Origin of the sequence: Azospirillum sp. TSH58 (assembly GCF_003119115.1) — a bacterium.
Lineage (GTDB): Bacteria > Pseudomonadota > Alphaproteobacteria > Azospirillales > Azospirillaceae > Azospirillum.
In genome coordinates this window covers 2320649-2334934 of the sequence record NZ_CP022364.1, presented here as the reverse complement: position 1 = coordinate 2334934, position 14286 = coordinate 2320649, and the positions used below count along the sequence as shown (strand labels likewise).

The window sequence follows — 14286 nt, the reverse complement described above, 5'->3', positions numbered from 1 at the left end:
GGTGGTAGGACCGGAGAAGCTAAGCCCCGCCGCCCGCGCAGACAAGCGACTCGCGCGCATGGGTGGGTGCCGCAGCAAAAGCCCTCTCCCCCCTGGGGAGAGGGAGGGGACCCGCGCCACAGGCGCGGGGAGGGTGAGGGGGTTGCGCCTTTGCCGGACGTACGACACGCGCACCCCCCTCACCCTAACCCTCTTCCCAGAGGGGAGAGGGAACTGAGACCCTACGCCTCCTCGTAGCCGCCGCCGCCCGGCGTCTCGACGACCAGCACGTCGCCCTCCCCCATGGCGGTCTTGTCCTGGGGACCGAGTTCCTCCACCGACCCATCGGTGCGCTGGACCCAGGTGCGCCCGATCTGGCCGGGGGCGCCGCCCTTCAGGCCGAAGGGGGGCACGCGGCGGTGGTTGGACAGGATGGCGGCGGTCATCGGCTCCAGGAACCTCAGGCGCCGCACCACCCCGTCGCCGCCGCGCCAGCGCCCCGCCCCGCCCGATTCGCGGCGGATGCGGAAGCTGTCCAGCAGCACCGGAAAGCGCCATTCCAGCACCTCCGGGTCGGTCAGGCGCGAGTTGGTCATGTGGGTGTGCACCGCGTCCGTCCCGTCGAAGCCGGGACCGGCGCCGGAACCGCCGCAGACCGTCTCGTAATACTGGTAGCGCTCGTTGCCGAAGGTCGTGTTGTTCATCGTCCCCTGGGCCGAGGCCAGCACGCCGAGCGCGCCGTACAGCGCGTCGGTGACGCACTGGCTGGTCTCCACGTTGCCGGCCACCACCGCGGCGGGGTAGCTGGGCGACAGCATGGTGCCCGGCGGGATGACGATCTCGATCGGCTTCAGGCAGCCCTCGTTCATCGGGATCTCGTCGTCCACCAGCGTGCGGAAGACGTAGAGCACCGCCGCCCGGCACACCGCCGTCGGGGCGTTGAAGTTGCTGGTGAGCTGCGGGCTGGTGCCGGTGAAGTCCACCCGCGCCGACCGCTCGTCCTTGTCGATGGTGATGCGAACCTTGATGATCGCGCCGTTGTCCAGCTCCTGCACGAACTCGCCGTCGGTCAGCACGTCGATGACGCGGCGGACCTGCTCCTCGGCGTTGTCCTGGACCAGCTTCATGTAGGCGTTGACCGTCTCCAGCCCGAACTGGGCGACGATCCGGCGCAGTTCCCGCGCGCCCTGTTCGTTGGCGGCGATCTGGGCCTTCAGGTCGCCCAGGTTCTGCGCCACGTTGCGCGCCGGCTGCGGCCCGGCGGTGAAGAGGGCGACGACCTCCTCCTCCAGGAAGCGGCCCCGCTCGACGAGCTGGACATTGTCGAGAAGGACGCCCTCCTGGTCGATGGTCGTGCTGTCCGGCGGCATGGAGCCGGGGGTGATCCCGCCGACGTCGGCGTGGTGCCCGCGCGAGGCGACGTAGAACAGCACCCGCTCGCCGGCCTCGTCGAAGACCGGGGTGATGACGGTGATGTCCGGCAGATGCGTGCCCCCGTGATAGGGGTCGTTCAGCATGTAGACGTCGCCGGGGTTCATCTCCCCCTGGCGCCGCTCGACGATGGCGCGCACGCTCTCGCCCATCGAGCCGAGATGCACCGGCATGTGCGGGGCGTTGGCGATCAACCCGCCGTCCGCGTCGAACAGGGCGCAGGAGAAGTCCAGACGCTCCTTGATGTTCACCGAATAGGCGGTCTTCTCCAGCGTGAAGCCCATCTGCTCGGCGATGGACATGAACAGGTTGTTGAAGACCTCCAGCATCACCGGATCGGCCCTGGTGCCGATGGCGAGGCGCTGCGGCAGCTCCTCGAAGCGGGTCAGGACGAGGTGGTTCTTGCGGGTCACCTCGGCGATCCAGCCGGGCTCGATCACCGTCGTGGCGATCTTCTCCTTGATGACGGCGGGACCGGTGACGCGGTTGCCGGGCTGGAGCTGGTCGCGGTCGTACACCGGCGCCTCGCGGTCGGCGCCGCCGGTGTGCAGGGTGACGGTGGCGAGGCGGCGCGGCAGGGCGCCGGTGACGCCGGGCAGGTCCTGGTCGTCGGCGCTCTCGGTGCGGCCCACCGCCTCCACCGACACGGCCTCGACCACCAGGGCCTTGCCCTCCATCATGAAGCCGTAGCGCTGGCGGTGCGCCGCCTCGAAGGCCGCGGCCATGGCGTCGAGCGGCCCGAAATCGACGACCAGCGGGCTGTCGGAGCCCTCCACCTTGATGTGCGCCTTGCGCAGAACGGCCAGCCGGTCCTCCGGCACGCCCTGGCGGGCCAGCTCCATCCGCCCTTCGGCCTCCAGCGCGGCGAGCGTGGCGGTCAGCTCGTCCACCAGGGCGTCGTCGAGCCGGGCCTCCACCGCGCGCTCGCGGATCGCCACCGTGTCGGCGAGACCGATGCCGTAGGCGGACAGCACGCCGGCGTGCGGGTGCAGGAAGACCTTCCGCATGCCCAGCGCGTCGGCGACCAGACAGACATGCTGCCCCGCCGCCCCGCCGAAGCCGTTCAGCGTGTATTGGGTGACGTCGTAGCCGCGCTGGACCGAGATCTTCTTGATGGCGTTCGCCATGTTGTCCACGGCGATCTTCAGGAAGCCCTCGGCCACCTGATGCGGGGTCATGTCGGTGCCCAGCGCCGCGTTCACCTCCTCGGCCAGAGCGGCGAACGTCTCGCGCACGATGGCGGCGTCGAGCGGCTGGTCGGCCTCCGGCCCGAAGACGTGGGGGAAGAAGTCGGGGTGCAGCTTGCCGACCATCACGTTGCAGTCGGTCACGGTCAGCGGCCCGCCGCGGCGGTAGCAGGCCGGGCCGGGGTTGGCCCCGGCGCTCTCCGGCCCGACGCGGAAGCGCGTCCCGTCGAAGAAGCAGACGGAGCCGCCGCCCGCCGCCACGGTGTGGATGTGCATCATCGGGGCGCGCATCCGCACCCCGGCCACCACCGTGTCGAAGGCGCGCTCATACTCCCCGGCGTAGTGCGAGACGTCGGTGGAGGTGCCGCCCATGTCGAAGCCGATGACCCGGTCGAAGCCGGCCATGCGCGCGGTGCGCACCGCCCCGACGATGCCGCCCGCCGGGCCGGAAAGGATGGCATCCTTGCCCTGGAACCAGCGCGCGTCGGTCAGCCCGCCGTTCGACTGCATGAACATCAGCCGGACGCCGTTCAACTCGCCCGCCACCTGCTCCACATAGCGGCGCAGGATCGGGGAGAGATAGGCGTCGACCACCGTGGTGTCGCCGCGCCCGACGATCTTCATCAGCGGGCTGACCTGATGGCTGACCGAGACCTGGGTGAAGCCGATGGAGCGGGCCAGCGCCGCCACCTGCTTCTCATGGTCCTGGAAGCGGTAGCCATGCATCAGCACCACCGCGGCGGCGCGGAAGCCGTCCTGGTAGGCCTGCTCCAGCTGAACCCGCACGGCGCGCAGGTCCACGGCCTTCAGCACCGTGCCGTCGGCCTTGACCCGCTCCGGCACCTCGGCCACCCGCTCGTAGAGCAGTTCGGGCAACACGATGTGGCGGGCGAAGATCTTCGGGCGGGCCTGATAGCCGATGCGGAGCTGGTCGCCCAGCCCTTCGGTGATCAGCAGCAGCGTGCGCTCGCCCTTGCGCTCCAGAAGCGCGTTGGTGGCGACGGTGGTGCCCATCTTCACCGCCTCGACCGCCTCCGCCGGGATCGGCTGGCCGGAGGCGAGGCCCAGCAGGTCGCGGATGCCCTGGATGGCGGCGTCGCGGTAGCGTTCCGGATTCTCCGACAGCAGCTTGTGCGTGACCACCGACCCGTCCGGGCGTTTCGCCACGATGTCGGTGAAGGTGCCGCCACGGTCGATCCAGAACTGCCACCGGCCCTGCGCTTGGGACGCCATACCCCACTCCCTGATGTCTTGTCTCGACGCCTGATGTCTTGACGGGGAGTGTGACGATACGCCGCCGCGGGTCAAGACGGGGTGCACGAAAGGGTGGGATGCGCCCCCTCCTCCTGCCCGTCCGGTCAGGCCGCCTTGAGCAGCGCGGGCAACCCGTCCAGCATGGCATTCACAGCACCCGCCCCATCCTCGAACGCCTCCAGCGCCAGCGAGACCTGGGAGGGCCGCGGCAGGTCGAAGGTGATGGCGAACTCCCCGCCGTCGCGCTCCATCTGTCCGCCGAAGCGGCGCGACAGGGCGCGCATGCGGGTGTTGTCGGCCAGGCACATCATATGGACCTGCCGGATGCCCCGGTTGGCCGCGATGGCCAGCGACCGGCGGACCAGGGTGGAGCCGACGCCCCGCCCCTGGAACCCCTTCTCGACGCTGATCGCCAGCTCCGCCGCGCCGGGCCACAGCAGCCGGTCGAAGCACAGCTCGACCGCGCCGCGCAGCTCGCCGCGGTCGAACAGGCCGAGCAGCGTGGTCCGCGTCCAGTCGAGCGAGTCGCAATGCTGGACGATGACCGCGTCGGAGACGGTGCCGGTGAAGCGGGCGTAGCGGTCCGCCTTGTCCAGCCGCAGCAGATGCGCCCGGTATTGAGCGCGTTCGGCGGGGAGAAGCTTGCGGATGGCAGACATGGGGGGACTCGTGGCGCTGGTGATTCGGGACATCGCACCGCTTCGCGTCGTCCGCTTCCCCATCGGCGGCCTGCACCGGCCGCCTTCGTTTGTTGCGGCGCAACATGGCGAAGGCCGGACCGAAGGGCAAGGTCCCTGATGACAACGGCATGGCTCTGTTGCAGCGCAGCAACATCCCGTCCCGCCGGAAAATCCCATACCCCCAATGGATGAAAAGGGCGCGGCGCGCGAAGATGCTGGGAAACAACGAAAAAGTATGGGCCGGTTGGCGCGGTGCCGGACTGCCGGTATGCTGCTCCCGCGGGCGAAAGGCGGATACGAATGAGCATCTGGGGCAGCGTCCTGGGCGGGGCGGCCGGTTTCACCATCGGCGGCCCGATCGGGGGCCTGATCGGCTTGGCCGCCGGCTATGCGGTGGGGCGCGGCATCCGCGGCCTGTGCGGCCCGGCGGACGCCACCAAGTCCATCGCCTTCACCATCGGCGTGATCGCCCTGTCGGCGAAGATGGCCCGCGCCGACGGCGTGGTGAAGCGGGTGGAGGTGGACACCTTCAAGCGCCTGTTCCGCGTCCCGCCGGAGGAGCTGGACACGGTGGGCCACGTCTTCGACCTCGCCCGCAAGGACACCCACGGCTTCGAGGAATACGCCCAGCAGATCGCCGGGCTGTTCGAGGACCGCCGCGCCGTTCTGGAGGAGCTGCTCGACAGCCTGCTGGCCATCGCCGAGGCCGACGACGAGCTGCACGAGACGGAAGTCGAGTATCTGCGCACCGTTGCCCACATCTTCGGCTTCACCGACGAGGAGTTCGAGCGCATCGTCGCCGGCCACCACATCGCCGGCACGCCCAACGAGACCGATCCCTACGGCGTGCTCGGCGTCTCCCGCCGCGCCAGCGACGAGGCGATCAAGGCGGCGCATCGCCGTCTGGTGCGCGAGCATCACCCGGACGTGCTGATCGCCCAGGGCATGCCGCAGGAGTTCGTGGATCTGGCGACGCAGAAGGTCGCCGCCATCAACGCCGCCTTCGACCGGATCGAGAAGGAGCGCGCGCGGGGGTGAGGGTGCTTTCGTCGGGCCCCCACCCTAACCCTCCCCCGCTATCGCAGGGGAGGGAACGGCTCCTCCCCCTGCGAAGCGGGGGGGAGGTCGGGAGGGGGGCCCAACGAAACCACGTCCCCCTTCCCTCCCCGTGCATCCCCGCCCCGGCGCAATCGGGTGTCGCGGGCCTGCGGACCGCACGCTATATAAGCACACCTCCGCACACCGTACCGTTGGGTCATGGCTCCTCCCGCTCCGATCACCGCGCTCCAGGGCGTCTCCGTCACCTTCGGTGGCCGTCCGCTGTTCGAAACCATCGACCTGTCCATCGGGCGGGGCGACAAGGCCTGTCTGGTCGGGCGCAACGGGTCCGGCAAATCGACGCTGATGAAGGTGCTGGCCGGCATGATCCAGCCGGACGGCGGCACCGTCTTCACCCAGCCCGGCGCCCGCATCGCCTATCTGCCGCAGGAGCCGGACTTCACCGGCTGCGCCACGGTGCACGACTACGTCGCCGCCGGCCTGCCCGCCGACGAGCGCGACGAGGCGCACCGGGTGGACGCCGTGCTGGACCGGCTCCAGGTGCCCGGCCATCTCGACCCCAACACCCTGTCGGGCGGCGAGGCGCGGCGCACGGCGCTGGCCCGCACGCTGGTCGGCGCCCCCGACGTGATGCTGCTCGACGAGCCGACCAACCACCTCGACCTCCCCACCATCGAGTGGCTGGAGGAGGAACTGCTGGCCTACCGCGGCGGTCTGCTGCTGATCTCGCACGACCGCAGCTTCCTGAACCGGCTGGCCAAGCGCACGCTGTGGCTGGACCGCGGCACGGTGCGCGCCACCGACCGCGGCTTCGCCGAGTTCGAGACCTGGCAGGCCGAGGTCTTCGAATCGGAGGAGATCGCCGCCCAGAAGCTCGACCGCAAGATCGAGGGCGAGATGAAGTGGCTGCGCGAGGGCATCTCGGCCCGGCGCACCCGCAACATGGGCCGCGTGCGCGCCCTGCTCCAGCTCCGCACCGACCGCGCCGAGCGCATCAAGGGCGGCCAGCAGGCCAAGCTCGCCGTCGCCGAGGCCGAGCGCGGCGGCCGTCTGGTCATCGAGGCCGAGCGCATCTCAAAGGGCTTCGACACGGCGGACGGCCGCAAGACCGTCGTCAACGACTTCTCCACCCGCATCCTGCGCGGCGACCGGGTCGGGCTGATCGGCCCGAACGGCGCCGGCAAGACCACCCTGCTGAAGATGCTGACCGGCCAGATGGAGCCCGACAGCGGCACGATCCGGCTGGGCACCAACATGGAAACCGCCTATTTCGACCAGCGGCGCGAAGGGCTGGACCCCGAGGACACCATCCGCAAGGTGCTGTGCCCCTTCGGCGGCGACAGCGTGATGGTCAACGGCCAGCCGCGCCACGTCGCCGGCTACATGCGCGACTTCCTGTTCGACACGCGCCAGCTCGACAGCCCGGTCAAGGCGCTGTCGGGCGGCGAGCGCAACCGGCTTCTGCTCGCCCGCCTGTTCGCGCGGCCCAGCAACATGATGATCCTCGACGAGCCGACCAACGACCTCGACATGGACACGCTGGACCTGCTGGAGGACGTGCTCGGCGACTACCAGGGCACGCTGCTGCTGGTCAGCCACGACCGCGACTTCCTCGACCGGCTGGTCACCAGCACCATCGCGGTGGAGGGGGACGGGGTGATCGCCGAGTATCCCGGCGGCTATTCCGACTATCTGGTGCAGCGCCCGCCGCCCAAGGAAAAGGCTGCCGCACCGGCCAAGGCGAAGCCCGCCGCCGCCACGGCCGCCAAGCCGAAGGGCAAGCTGAGCTACAAGGACCAGCGGGAGCTGGACGACCTGCCCGCCCGCATGGACAAGCTGACCGCCGAGGTGGCGAAGCTCGAATCCGCGCTGGCCGATCCCGACCTGTTCGCCCGCGACGCCGCAAAGTTCCAGAAGACGTCCGATCAGTTGCAGGCGAAACAGAACGAGCTGGCCGCCGCCGAGGAGCGCTGGCTGGAGCTGGAGGCCCTGCGCGAGGAGCTGGAAGGCGGCCGCGGATGAGTCTGCGCGACTCGCTGCTGGCGCTCCTGGTCATGGCGATCTGGGGCCTGAACTTCGTCGTCGCGAAATGGGGGCTGGCCGAGTTCCCGCCTCTGTTCATCATGGCGCTGCGCTTCATCGCGGTGGCGGCGCTGATCCTGCCCTTCAAGCGGATTCCCTGGAGCGCGGTGCGGCCCATCGCGATTCTGTCGGTGACGCTGGGGACCGTGCATTTCCCGCTGATGTTCACCGGGCTGAACGGCATCGACGCGGCCACCGCCTCGCTCGCCGCGCAGGCGCAGGTGCCCTTCTCCTCCCTGCTGGCCGCGCTGATCTTCAAGGACAAGCTGGGCTGGCGCCGCGCCGTCGGCATGGCCGCGGCCTTCGCGGGGGTCGCGGTGATCGCGGGCGAGCCCCGGCTGTCCGGATCGCTGGTGCCCCTGTTCATGATCCTCGGCGCCAGCTTCGCCTTCGCCGTGGCCAGCATCCAGATGAAGATGATCGTCGGGGTGGACGGCTTCGCGCTGAACGGCTGGATGGCGCTGTTCGCCGCGCCGCAGCTCCTGCTGCTCTCCTTCCTGTTCGAGGAGGGGCAGATGGCCGCCCTGACCGACGCCACCCTGTGGGGCTGGGGCTCCGTCGCCTACATGGCGGTGGGCGTGACCATGGGCGCCTATGGGATGTGGTACCCGCTGCTGCGGAAATACTCGGTCAACCAGACCATGCCCTTCCTGCTGACCGTGCCGGTCTTCGGCGTGCTGGCGGGCGTTCTTCTGATGGACGATCCCTTCACGCTCCGGCTGGTCCTGGGCGGGCTGTTGACCGTGGGCGGCATGGCCGTCATCGTGAAGCGGCGCCCGACGGCGCTGGCGGAGAAGGTGACGAATCCGACCTGAGGAAAGCCCGACCTGAGGACACCATGACGCGCACGGGCACCGGATGCATCGACCGCCCCTCCCCCAACCACGGGCCGCGCCCCGAGGGTGTGGGGGTGGAGTTGCTGATCCTCCATTACACGGGGATGCCCACCGCCGAGTCGGCGCTGACCCGGCTGTGCGATCCCAACGCCCAGGTCAGCGCCCACTACACGGTGGACGAGGACGGCACCGTCTACGCCCATGTCCCGGAGGACCGGCGCGCCTGGCACGCCGGCCTGTCCTCCTGGCGGGGCCGGGCCGACGTCAACAGCCGCTCCATCGGAATCGAGATCGTCAATCCGGGGCACGAGTTCGGCTACCGCCCCTTCCCCGCCGTCCAGATGGCCGCCGTGGCCGATCTTTGCCGGGACATCATGGGCCGGCATGGAATCGCGCCCGCCGACGTGCTCGGCCACAGCGACATCGCCCCGGCCCGCAAGGAGGACCCCGGCGAGCTGTTCGACTGGCCGGGGCTGGCCGCGCGCGGAATCGGGCTGTGGCCCGAGCCCGCCGCGGCGGACGACCCGGCGGATTCCATGGAGGACTCGGCGGAGGATGTGGCGGCGCTTCTGGGACGCTATGGGTACGACACCGCCGAATCGCGGGTCCTGCTGTCCTTCCAGCGCCATTTCCACCCCGAACGCCTGACCGGGGAGCCCGACCCGGAGACGCTGCGCCGCCTGCGCGCCCTGCTGCGGACGACCGGGCGCTGAGAATCCGAATCGCCCCCGAACACCGTTGCGAATCGAACGGCGACTCTGTACACAGTGCCGCGCCAGATGGCCGGATGGCCGCCTTCGACCTTTTGGATCGGGGGAGGAAAGTCCGGGCTCCACGGAAACACGGTGCCGGCTAACGGCCGGCGGGGGCGACCCTAGGGAAAGTGCCACAGAGAGCAAACCGCCACCGGCCTCGTGCCGGCGGTAAGGGTGAAAGGGTGCGGTAAGAGCGCACCGCGCGCCTGGCAACAGGGGCGGCACGGTAAACCCCACCGGGAGCAAGACCGAATAGGGGCGGCACGGCCCGCCATTCCCGCTGATCCTCGATCGGTCGGGATGGTCTGGGGCCAAGCGCGTTTCCGCGCCGCCGCCCGGGTTGGTTGCGTGAGGCGCCGGGCAACCGGCGTCCCAGATGAATGGCCATCCATCAGGGTAACCTGAGGACAAAACCCGGCTTACAGGCCATCTGGCGTTTATCCCCACCACCTCCGGATCACCGGACCACCCCTTTTCCGCAGCGCGGGCCTGGGATGGCGCCCCCTTGTCCACAGATGTCCCCAGCTTCATCCACAGCCGGTGGATAACTGTGGGGCAAATTCCCATGCCGTCCCATGCCACACCTCGGCAGGTTACCCCAGCAGGCTATACCATTCGTAGGGTGCGATTCGCCTTTATGGAAAGCCACATGGGGGGAACCATTCGCGGGACTCACGGAACATCCTGCGAACTCTGTGGGGCAACGCCGCGTAATCGCTCATTAGCGCGCTGGTATATTGCCGATTCTCGCCGATTCCGTTCACCTATTTGCACGCTGGCAACACATCGGGCCAAAAGTCTTGACAGCACCATATGAATACTAGAGGGGGCGTTGACGCCCAAACTGTCCCATGCTATCCCATGAAAGCCCAGTTCGGAGGGGGAACTACCCAACCAAGGTAGCCAAACCGGGCGCGTTCAGCGGCAAGAGCGGATAGGGCTTCGCGACGGCGAAGTCCGGCAACGGGATAAGGGGGGCGTTCGTCAGGCCGATGGCCATTTTCCTGTCCACATACGTCAACAAAGTTGACAGGAAAGGCCGCTGCTCCATCCCGGCGCAGTTCCGGCAGTCGCTTGCCAAGACTTCGGCTCCCGGCACCGTCTATCTCTGGCCTTCGCTGAATCATCAGGCGCTGGAAGGCGCCGATCAGGATTATCTCGACGTGCTTTCCGAAAGCCTGGAATCCCCCGATCTGGATTCGGACGAGCGCGACATGATCGAGACCTTCATCTTCGGCAAGCTGATCCCCGTCTCGCTGGACACCGAAGGTCGGATCGTCCTGCCCAAGGAACTCGCCGAATTCGCCGGAATCGACGAGGAAGCCGCCTTCATCGGCCGCCGCAAGACCTTCCAGATCTGGGAGCCCGGCGCCCTGAAGGCCCATGAACAGACGCTGCGCGACCAGGTCGTGCGCAAGGACATTTCGCTGAGCCAGATCGTCGCCAAGGCGTCCCGCGCCGCCGCCGCCGGCCGGGGAGGGGAGGGCGCATGATCGTGAAGCCCCCTGCCCCCGCTCCCGTCTCCTCCGCCCCGGCCTCGCCGCACATCTCCGTCCTGCTGAACGAGGTCGTGGACGCGCTCTCCCCGCGCGACGGCGGCGTCTATGTGGACGGCACCTTCGGCGCCGGCGGCTATTCCCGCGCGATTCTCGACCGTGCCGACTGCCGGGTCTGGGGAATCGACCGCGATCCCGAAGCCATCGGGCGCGGCCGCCAGCTCGCCCTCGCCTATCCGGGCCGGCTGGAGATCGTCGAAGGCCGATTCGGCGACATGGACCGGCTGCTCGCCGAGCACGGCGTCGAATCGGTGGACGGCGTGGCGCTGGACATCGGCGTCTCCTCCCCGCAGATCGACGAGCCGGAGCGCGGCTTCTCCTTCCGATTCGACGGCCCGCTCGACATGCGGATGGGACGCGACGGGCCGACCGCCGCCGACGTGGTGAACACCGCCTCGGAAGCCGAGCTGGCCGACATCGTCTTCCATTACGGCGAGGAGCGCATGGCCCGCCGCGTGGCCCGCGCCATCGTCGCCGCGCGGCTGGAAACCCCCTTCGCGCGCACCAAGCAGCTGGCCGACGTGGTGCGGTCGGTGGTGCCGAAGGGGAAGGGCGACGCCATCGACCCGGCGACCCGCACCTTCCAGGCGCTGCGCATCCATGTGAACGACGAGCTGGGCGAGTTGCGCCGCGGCCTCGCCGCCGCCGAATCGCTGCTGAAGCCCGGCGGCCGCCTCGCCGTCGTCTCCTTCCATTCGCTGGAGGACCGGGAAGTGAAGACGTTCCTGAAGGAACGCTCCTCGCCCCCGCCCTCCCCGTCCCGACACGCGCCGAGCCTCGCGGCGGACGCGCGTTCCCCATCCTTCCGGCTCCTGTCGCGCAAGCCCATCGTGCCGACGGACCAGGAAGCCCACAGCAACCCACGCGCGCGCTCTGCCCGGCTGCGCGCGGCTGAACGCACGGCGGCGCCGGCCTATCCGGCGCCCGGCAAGGAGGCGGCATGAAATACAAATCCGCACTTTTCTGGGGTGGCCTGATCGCCGCCGCCGGCTTCGTCCTGTTCGAGACCAGCTACGAGGTTCAGGAGCTGGAGGAAAGGCTGGGCTCGCTCAACCGCAAGATCATGGTGGAGCAGGAGGCCATCCAGGTCCTGAAGGCCGAGTGGAGCTTCCTCAACGACCCGACCCGTCTTGAGAATCTGTCGCGCGAGCATCTGGCGCTGCAGCCGACCGAGGCGCGCCAGTTCGTGGCGATGAACATCGTGCCGATGCGCCCCTCGCCCACCGTCGCGCCGGAGGAGGCCCCGCTGCCGCCGATGGTCCGCAACCAGACGCCGGGCAAGGCGCCGAACGTGGCGACGGCCTCCACCGGGGACAGCGTCGTCGGCGGCGGCGCCATCGTTCGCGGTGTCCAGGGGGGCGTCCAGGGTGGCGTGGTCATTCCGGCCTCGGCCTCGCCGATCAAGCCGGCCCCGATCAAGCCCTCGGCCATCGTGCCGGCCTCGGCCAAGGCCCCTCCGCTGCCCTCCGCCGCCAAGTCGGCCCCGGCCCCGGTGGTGACGACCAGGCCGACGGAGGTCGCCACCAAGCCGCCGGTCACCGCGCGGACGCTGGCGCCGCCGGCCGCCCCGGCCGCTCCTCCGGCCCAGCATGACAGCATCGGTCTTCTCGTCGCCCGTCTCGGAGCCAACCGATGAGCGTTCCGCCGCCCGGCATCGATCCCGCGCACGGCGCCTACAGCGTCCCGCCCCCGGCTTCCAAGCCGCGGACGTCGCTGTCGGTCGCGCTGGAGCAGAGCCGGAACCGGTTGATGGTGACCGCGGCCATGGTCGCCGTGGTCTTTTCCGCCATCGGCGTGAAGCTGGTGGACGCGACCCTGTTCAACCACGCGGCGGAACCGCGCCCGCGCATGGCCGCGGAGGTCGACGCCCCGCCGGTCAACCGCGCCGACATCGTGGACCGCAACGGCAACCTGCTGGCGACCTCGCTCGCCACGCAGTCGCTCTACGCCGACCCCAAGCTGATCAGCCGGCCGGACGAGGTGGCGCGCAAGCTGACCACCGCCCTGCCGGAGCTGGACTACAAGGACCTGCTGACCAAGCTCAGCGGCGACAAGCGGTTCGTCTGGATCAAGCGCAACCTGACGCCCAAGCAGCAGGCGGCGGTGTTCCGCCTGGGCCTGCCCGGCGTCTATTTCGAACGGGAGGAGCGCCGCTTCTACCCGGCCTCCAACCTGACCTCGCATCTGGTCGGCTTCACCGGCGTGGACAACAACGGCCTCGCCGGGCTGGAGCAGCAGTTCAACAAGCGGCTGACCACCGACCCGAAGCCGCTGCAGCTTTCGATCGACCTGCGCCTTCAGCACATCATGAAGAAGGAGTTGCAGACGACGATCGAGGAGTTCAGCGCCATCGGCGCCACCGGCATCATCTATGATGTCCGCAACGGCGAAGTCATGTCGATGGTCTCGCTGCCCGATTTCGACCCGCACAACCCGACGGGGCTCGACCCGGACACGCTGTTCAACCGCGCGACGCTCGGCGTGTACGAGATGGGCTCCACCTTCAAGATCTTCAACACGGCGATGTCGCTGGATTCGGGGAAGATCCGCGTCTCCGACACCTTCGACACCATCAACAACATCCAGGTCGGCCGCTTCACGATCCGCGAATACCACCCCTTCCGCCACAACCTGACGGTGGCCGAGGTGTTCCAGGAATCGTCGAACCTGGGCTCGGTGCGCATGGCGCTGACGCTCGGCGTGCAGCACCAGAAGTCCTTCATGACCAAGCTGGGCATGACCCGCCCGACCTCGCTGGAGCTGCCGGAGAACGGCTGGCCGCTGGTGCCGAACCCGTGGCGGGAGGTCAACACCATGACCATCTCCTTCGGCCACGGCATGTCGGTCAGCCCGATGCACACGGTCAACGCCGCCGCCTCGATCATCAACGGCGGCGTGCTGCACCCGCCGACCCTGCTGAAGCGCGACCCCGCGGTCGAGGTGCCGGGCGAGCAGGTCATCAGCCCGAAGACCTCGGCGATGATGCGCCGCCTGTTCCGCTTCGTGGTCACCGACGGCACGGCGAAGTCGGCCAACGCCAAGGGCTACGTCGTCGGCGGCAAGACCGGCACGGCGGAGAAGCAGAAGGGCCGCAGCTACGCCCGGAACTCCCGCATGTCGTCGTTCCTCGGGGCGTTCCCGATGCACGATCCCCGCTACATCGTCTATGTCCTGGTGGACGAGCCGAAGGGCACCAAGAAGACCTACGGCTTCGCCACCGGCGGCTGGGTCGCCGCTCCCGCGGTCGGCCGGATCGTGAAGCAGATCGGCCCGCTGCTCGGCGTCCAGCCGGTGGACGAGGCTTCCCCCGACGTCATCAACGCCACCTACATCAACACCGCCGGTCAGACGACCCCACCCGCACCGCCGCCTCCGCCCGCGCAACCGAAAGGCAGCACCGTTGCTTCTGTCCCACCTGCTGGCAACAAGCCCCGCTGACGCGGCGCCCTCCTCCATCGGGGGGCCTG

10 protein-coding genes and 1 other RNA gene are annotated in these 14286 nt (G+C 69.2%); 9 read left to right on the top strand and 2 right to left on the bottom strand.

Annotated features, from left to right (window positions below; all coding sequences use genetic code 11):
* Nucleotides 1–221 precede the first annotated feature (221 nt).
* Nucleotides 222–3830: a hydantoinase B/oxoprolinase family protein gene (locus TSH58p_RS14525; protein WP_109469250.1), complete on the bottom strand. Its 3609-nt coding sequence runs from the start codon at nucleotides 3828–3830 to the stop codon at nucleotides 222–224.
* A 125-nt stretch (nucleotides 3831–3955) separates the two neighbouring features.
* Nucleotides 3956–4510, bottom strand: coding sequence for a GNAT family N-acetyltransferase (locus TSH58p_RS14520; protein WP_109469249.1), 555 nt, complete (start codon nucleotides 4508–4510; stop codon nucleotides 3956–3958).
* A gap of 321 nt (nucleotides 4511–4831) precedes the next feature.
* On the opposite strand from TSH58p_RS14520, the gene TSH58p_RS14515 reads away from it, so the two are divergent.
* The 9 genes from TSH58p_RS14515 (at nucleotide 4832) to TSH58p_RS14475 (ending at nucleotide 14257) form a co-directional block, all read left to right on the top strand.
* Nucleotides 4832–5569: a TerB family tellurite resistance protein gene (locus TSH58p_RS14515; RefSeq protein ID WP_014241207.1), complete on the top strand. Its 738-nt coding sequence runs from the start codon at nucleotides 4832–4834 to the stop codon at nucleotides 5567–5569.
* A gap of 219 nt (nucleotides 5570–5788) precedes the next feature.
* The gene (locus TSH58p_RS14510) at nucleotides 5789–7612 is read left to right on the top strand and encodes an ATP-binding cassette domain-containing protein (protein WP_109469248.1); all 1824 of its coding nucleotides are present in this window, start codon (nucleotides 5789–5791) and stop codon (nucleotides 7610–7612) included.
* Nucleotides 7609–8487 (top strand): DMT family transporter, encoded by an 879-nt coding sequence (locus TSH58p_RS14505; protein WP_109469247.1) that lies wholly within the window; start codon nucleotides 7609–7611, stop codon nucleotides 8485–8487. Before TSH58p_RS14510 ends, TSH58p_RS14505 begins: the two co-directional genes overlap by 4 nt.
* A 23-nt stretch (nucleotides 8488–8510) precedes the next feature.
* Nucleotides 8511–9221, top strand: a complete 711-nt coding sequence (locus TSH58p_RS14500) for an N-acetylmuramoyl-L-alanine amidase (RefSeq protein ID WP_109469246.1) — start codon at nucleotides 8511–8513, stop codon at nucleotides 9219–9221.
* 62 nt (nucleotides 9222–9283) lie between these two features.
* An RNA gene (rnpB, locus tag TSH58p_RS14495) (RNase P RNA component class A) lies at nucleotides 9284–9701 on the top strand.
* A gap of 554 nt (nucleotides 9702–10255) precedes the next feature.
* A complete protein-coding gene (locus TSH58p_RS14490; RefSeq protein ID WP_109469245.1) occupies nucleotides 10256–10756 on the top strand; it encodes a division/cell wall cluster transcriptional repressor MraZ in 501 nt (166 codons plus the stop codon).
* Nucleotides 10753–11763, top strand: coding sequence for a 16S rRNA (cytosine(1402)-N(4))-methyltransferase RsmH (gene rsmH / locus TSH58p_RS14485; RefSeq protein ID WP_109469244.1), 1011 nt, complete (start codon nucleotides 10753–10755; stop codon nucleotides 11761–11763). Before TSH58p_RS14490 ends, rsmH begins: the two co-directional genes overlap by 4 nt.
* Complete coding sequence (locus TSH58p_RS14480; protein WP_109469243.1) at nucleotides 11760–12455, top strand: hypothetical protein; 696 nt, start codon at nucleotides 11760–11762, stop codon at nucleotides 12453–12455. The genes rsmH and TSH58p_RS14480 overlap by 4 nt, the downstream gene beginning before the upstream one ends.
* Nucleotides 12452–14257 (top strand): penicillin-binding protein 2, encoded by a 1806-nt coding sequence (locus tag TSH58p_RS14475; RefSeq protein ID WP_109469242.1) that lies wholly within the window; start codon nucleotides 12452–12454, stop codon nucleotides 14255–14257. Before TSH58p_RS14480 ends, TSH58p_RS14475 begins: the two co-directional genes overlap by 4 nt.
* Nucleotides 14258–14286 lie beyond the last annotated feature (29 nt).

Coding starts and splice junctions, on each gene's coding strand:
- TSH58p_RS14525 (WP_109469250.1), bottom strand. CDS start 3,830: ATGGCGTCCCAAGCGCAGGGCCGGTGGCAGTTCTGGATCGACCGTGGC.
- TSH58p_RS14520 (WP_109469249.1), bottom strand. CDS start 4,510: ATGTCTGCCATCCGCAAGCTTCTCCCCGCCGAACGCGCTCAATACCGG.
- TSH58p_RS14515 (WP_014241207.1), top strand. CDS start 4,832: ATGAGCATCTGGGGCAGCGTCCTGGGCGGGGCGGCCGGTTTCACCATC.
- TSH58p_RS14510 (WP_109469248.1), top strand. CDS start 5,789: ATGGCTCCTCCCGCTCCGATCACCGCGCTCCAGGGCGTCTCCGTCACC.
- TSH58p_RS14505 (WP_109469247.1), top strand. CDS start 7,609: ATGAGTCTGCGCGACTCGCTGCTGGCGCTCCTGGTCATGGCGATCTGG.
- TSH58p_RS14500 (WP_109469246.1), top strand. CDS start 8,511: ATGACGCGCACGGGCACCGGATGCATCGACCGCCCCTCCCCCAACCAC.
- TSH58p_RS14490 (WP_109469245.1), top strand. CDS start 10,256: ATGGCCATTTTCCTGTCCACATACGTCAACAAAGTTGACAGGAAAGGC.
- rsmH (WP_109469244.1), top strand. CDS start 10,753: ATGATCGTGAAGCCCCCTGCCCCCGCTCCCGTCTCCTCCGCCCCGGCC.
- TSH58p_RS14480 (WP_109469243.1), top strand. CDS start 11,760: ATGAAATACAAATCCGCACTTTTCTGGGGTGGCCTGATCGCCGCCGCC.
- TSH58p_RS14475 (WP_109469242.1), top strand. CDS start 12,452: ATGAGCGTTCCGCCGCCCGGCATCGATCCCGCGCACGGCGCCTACAGC.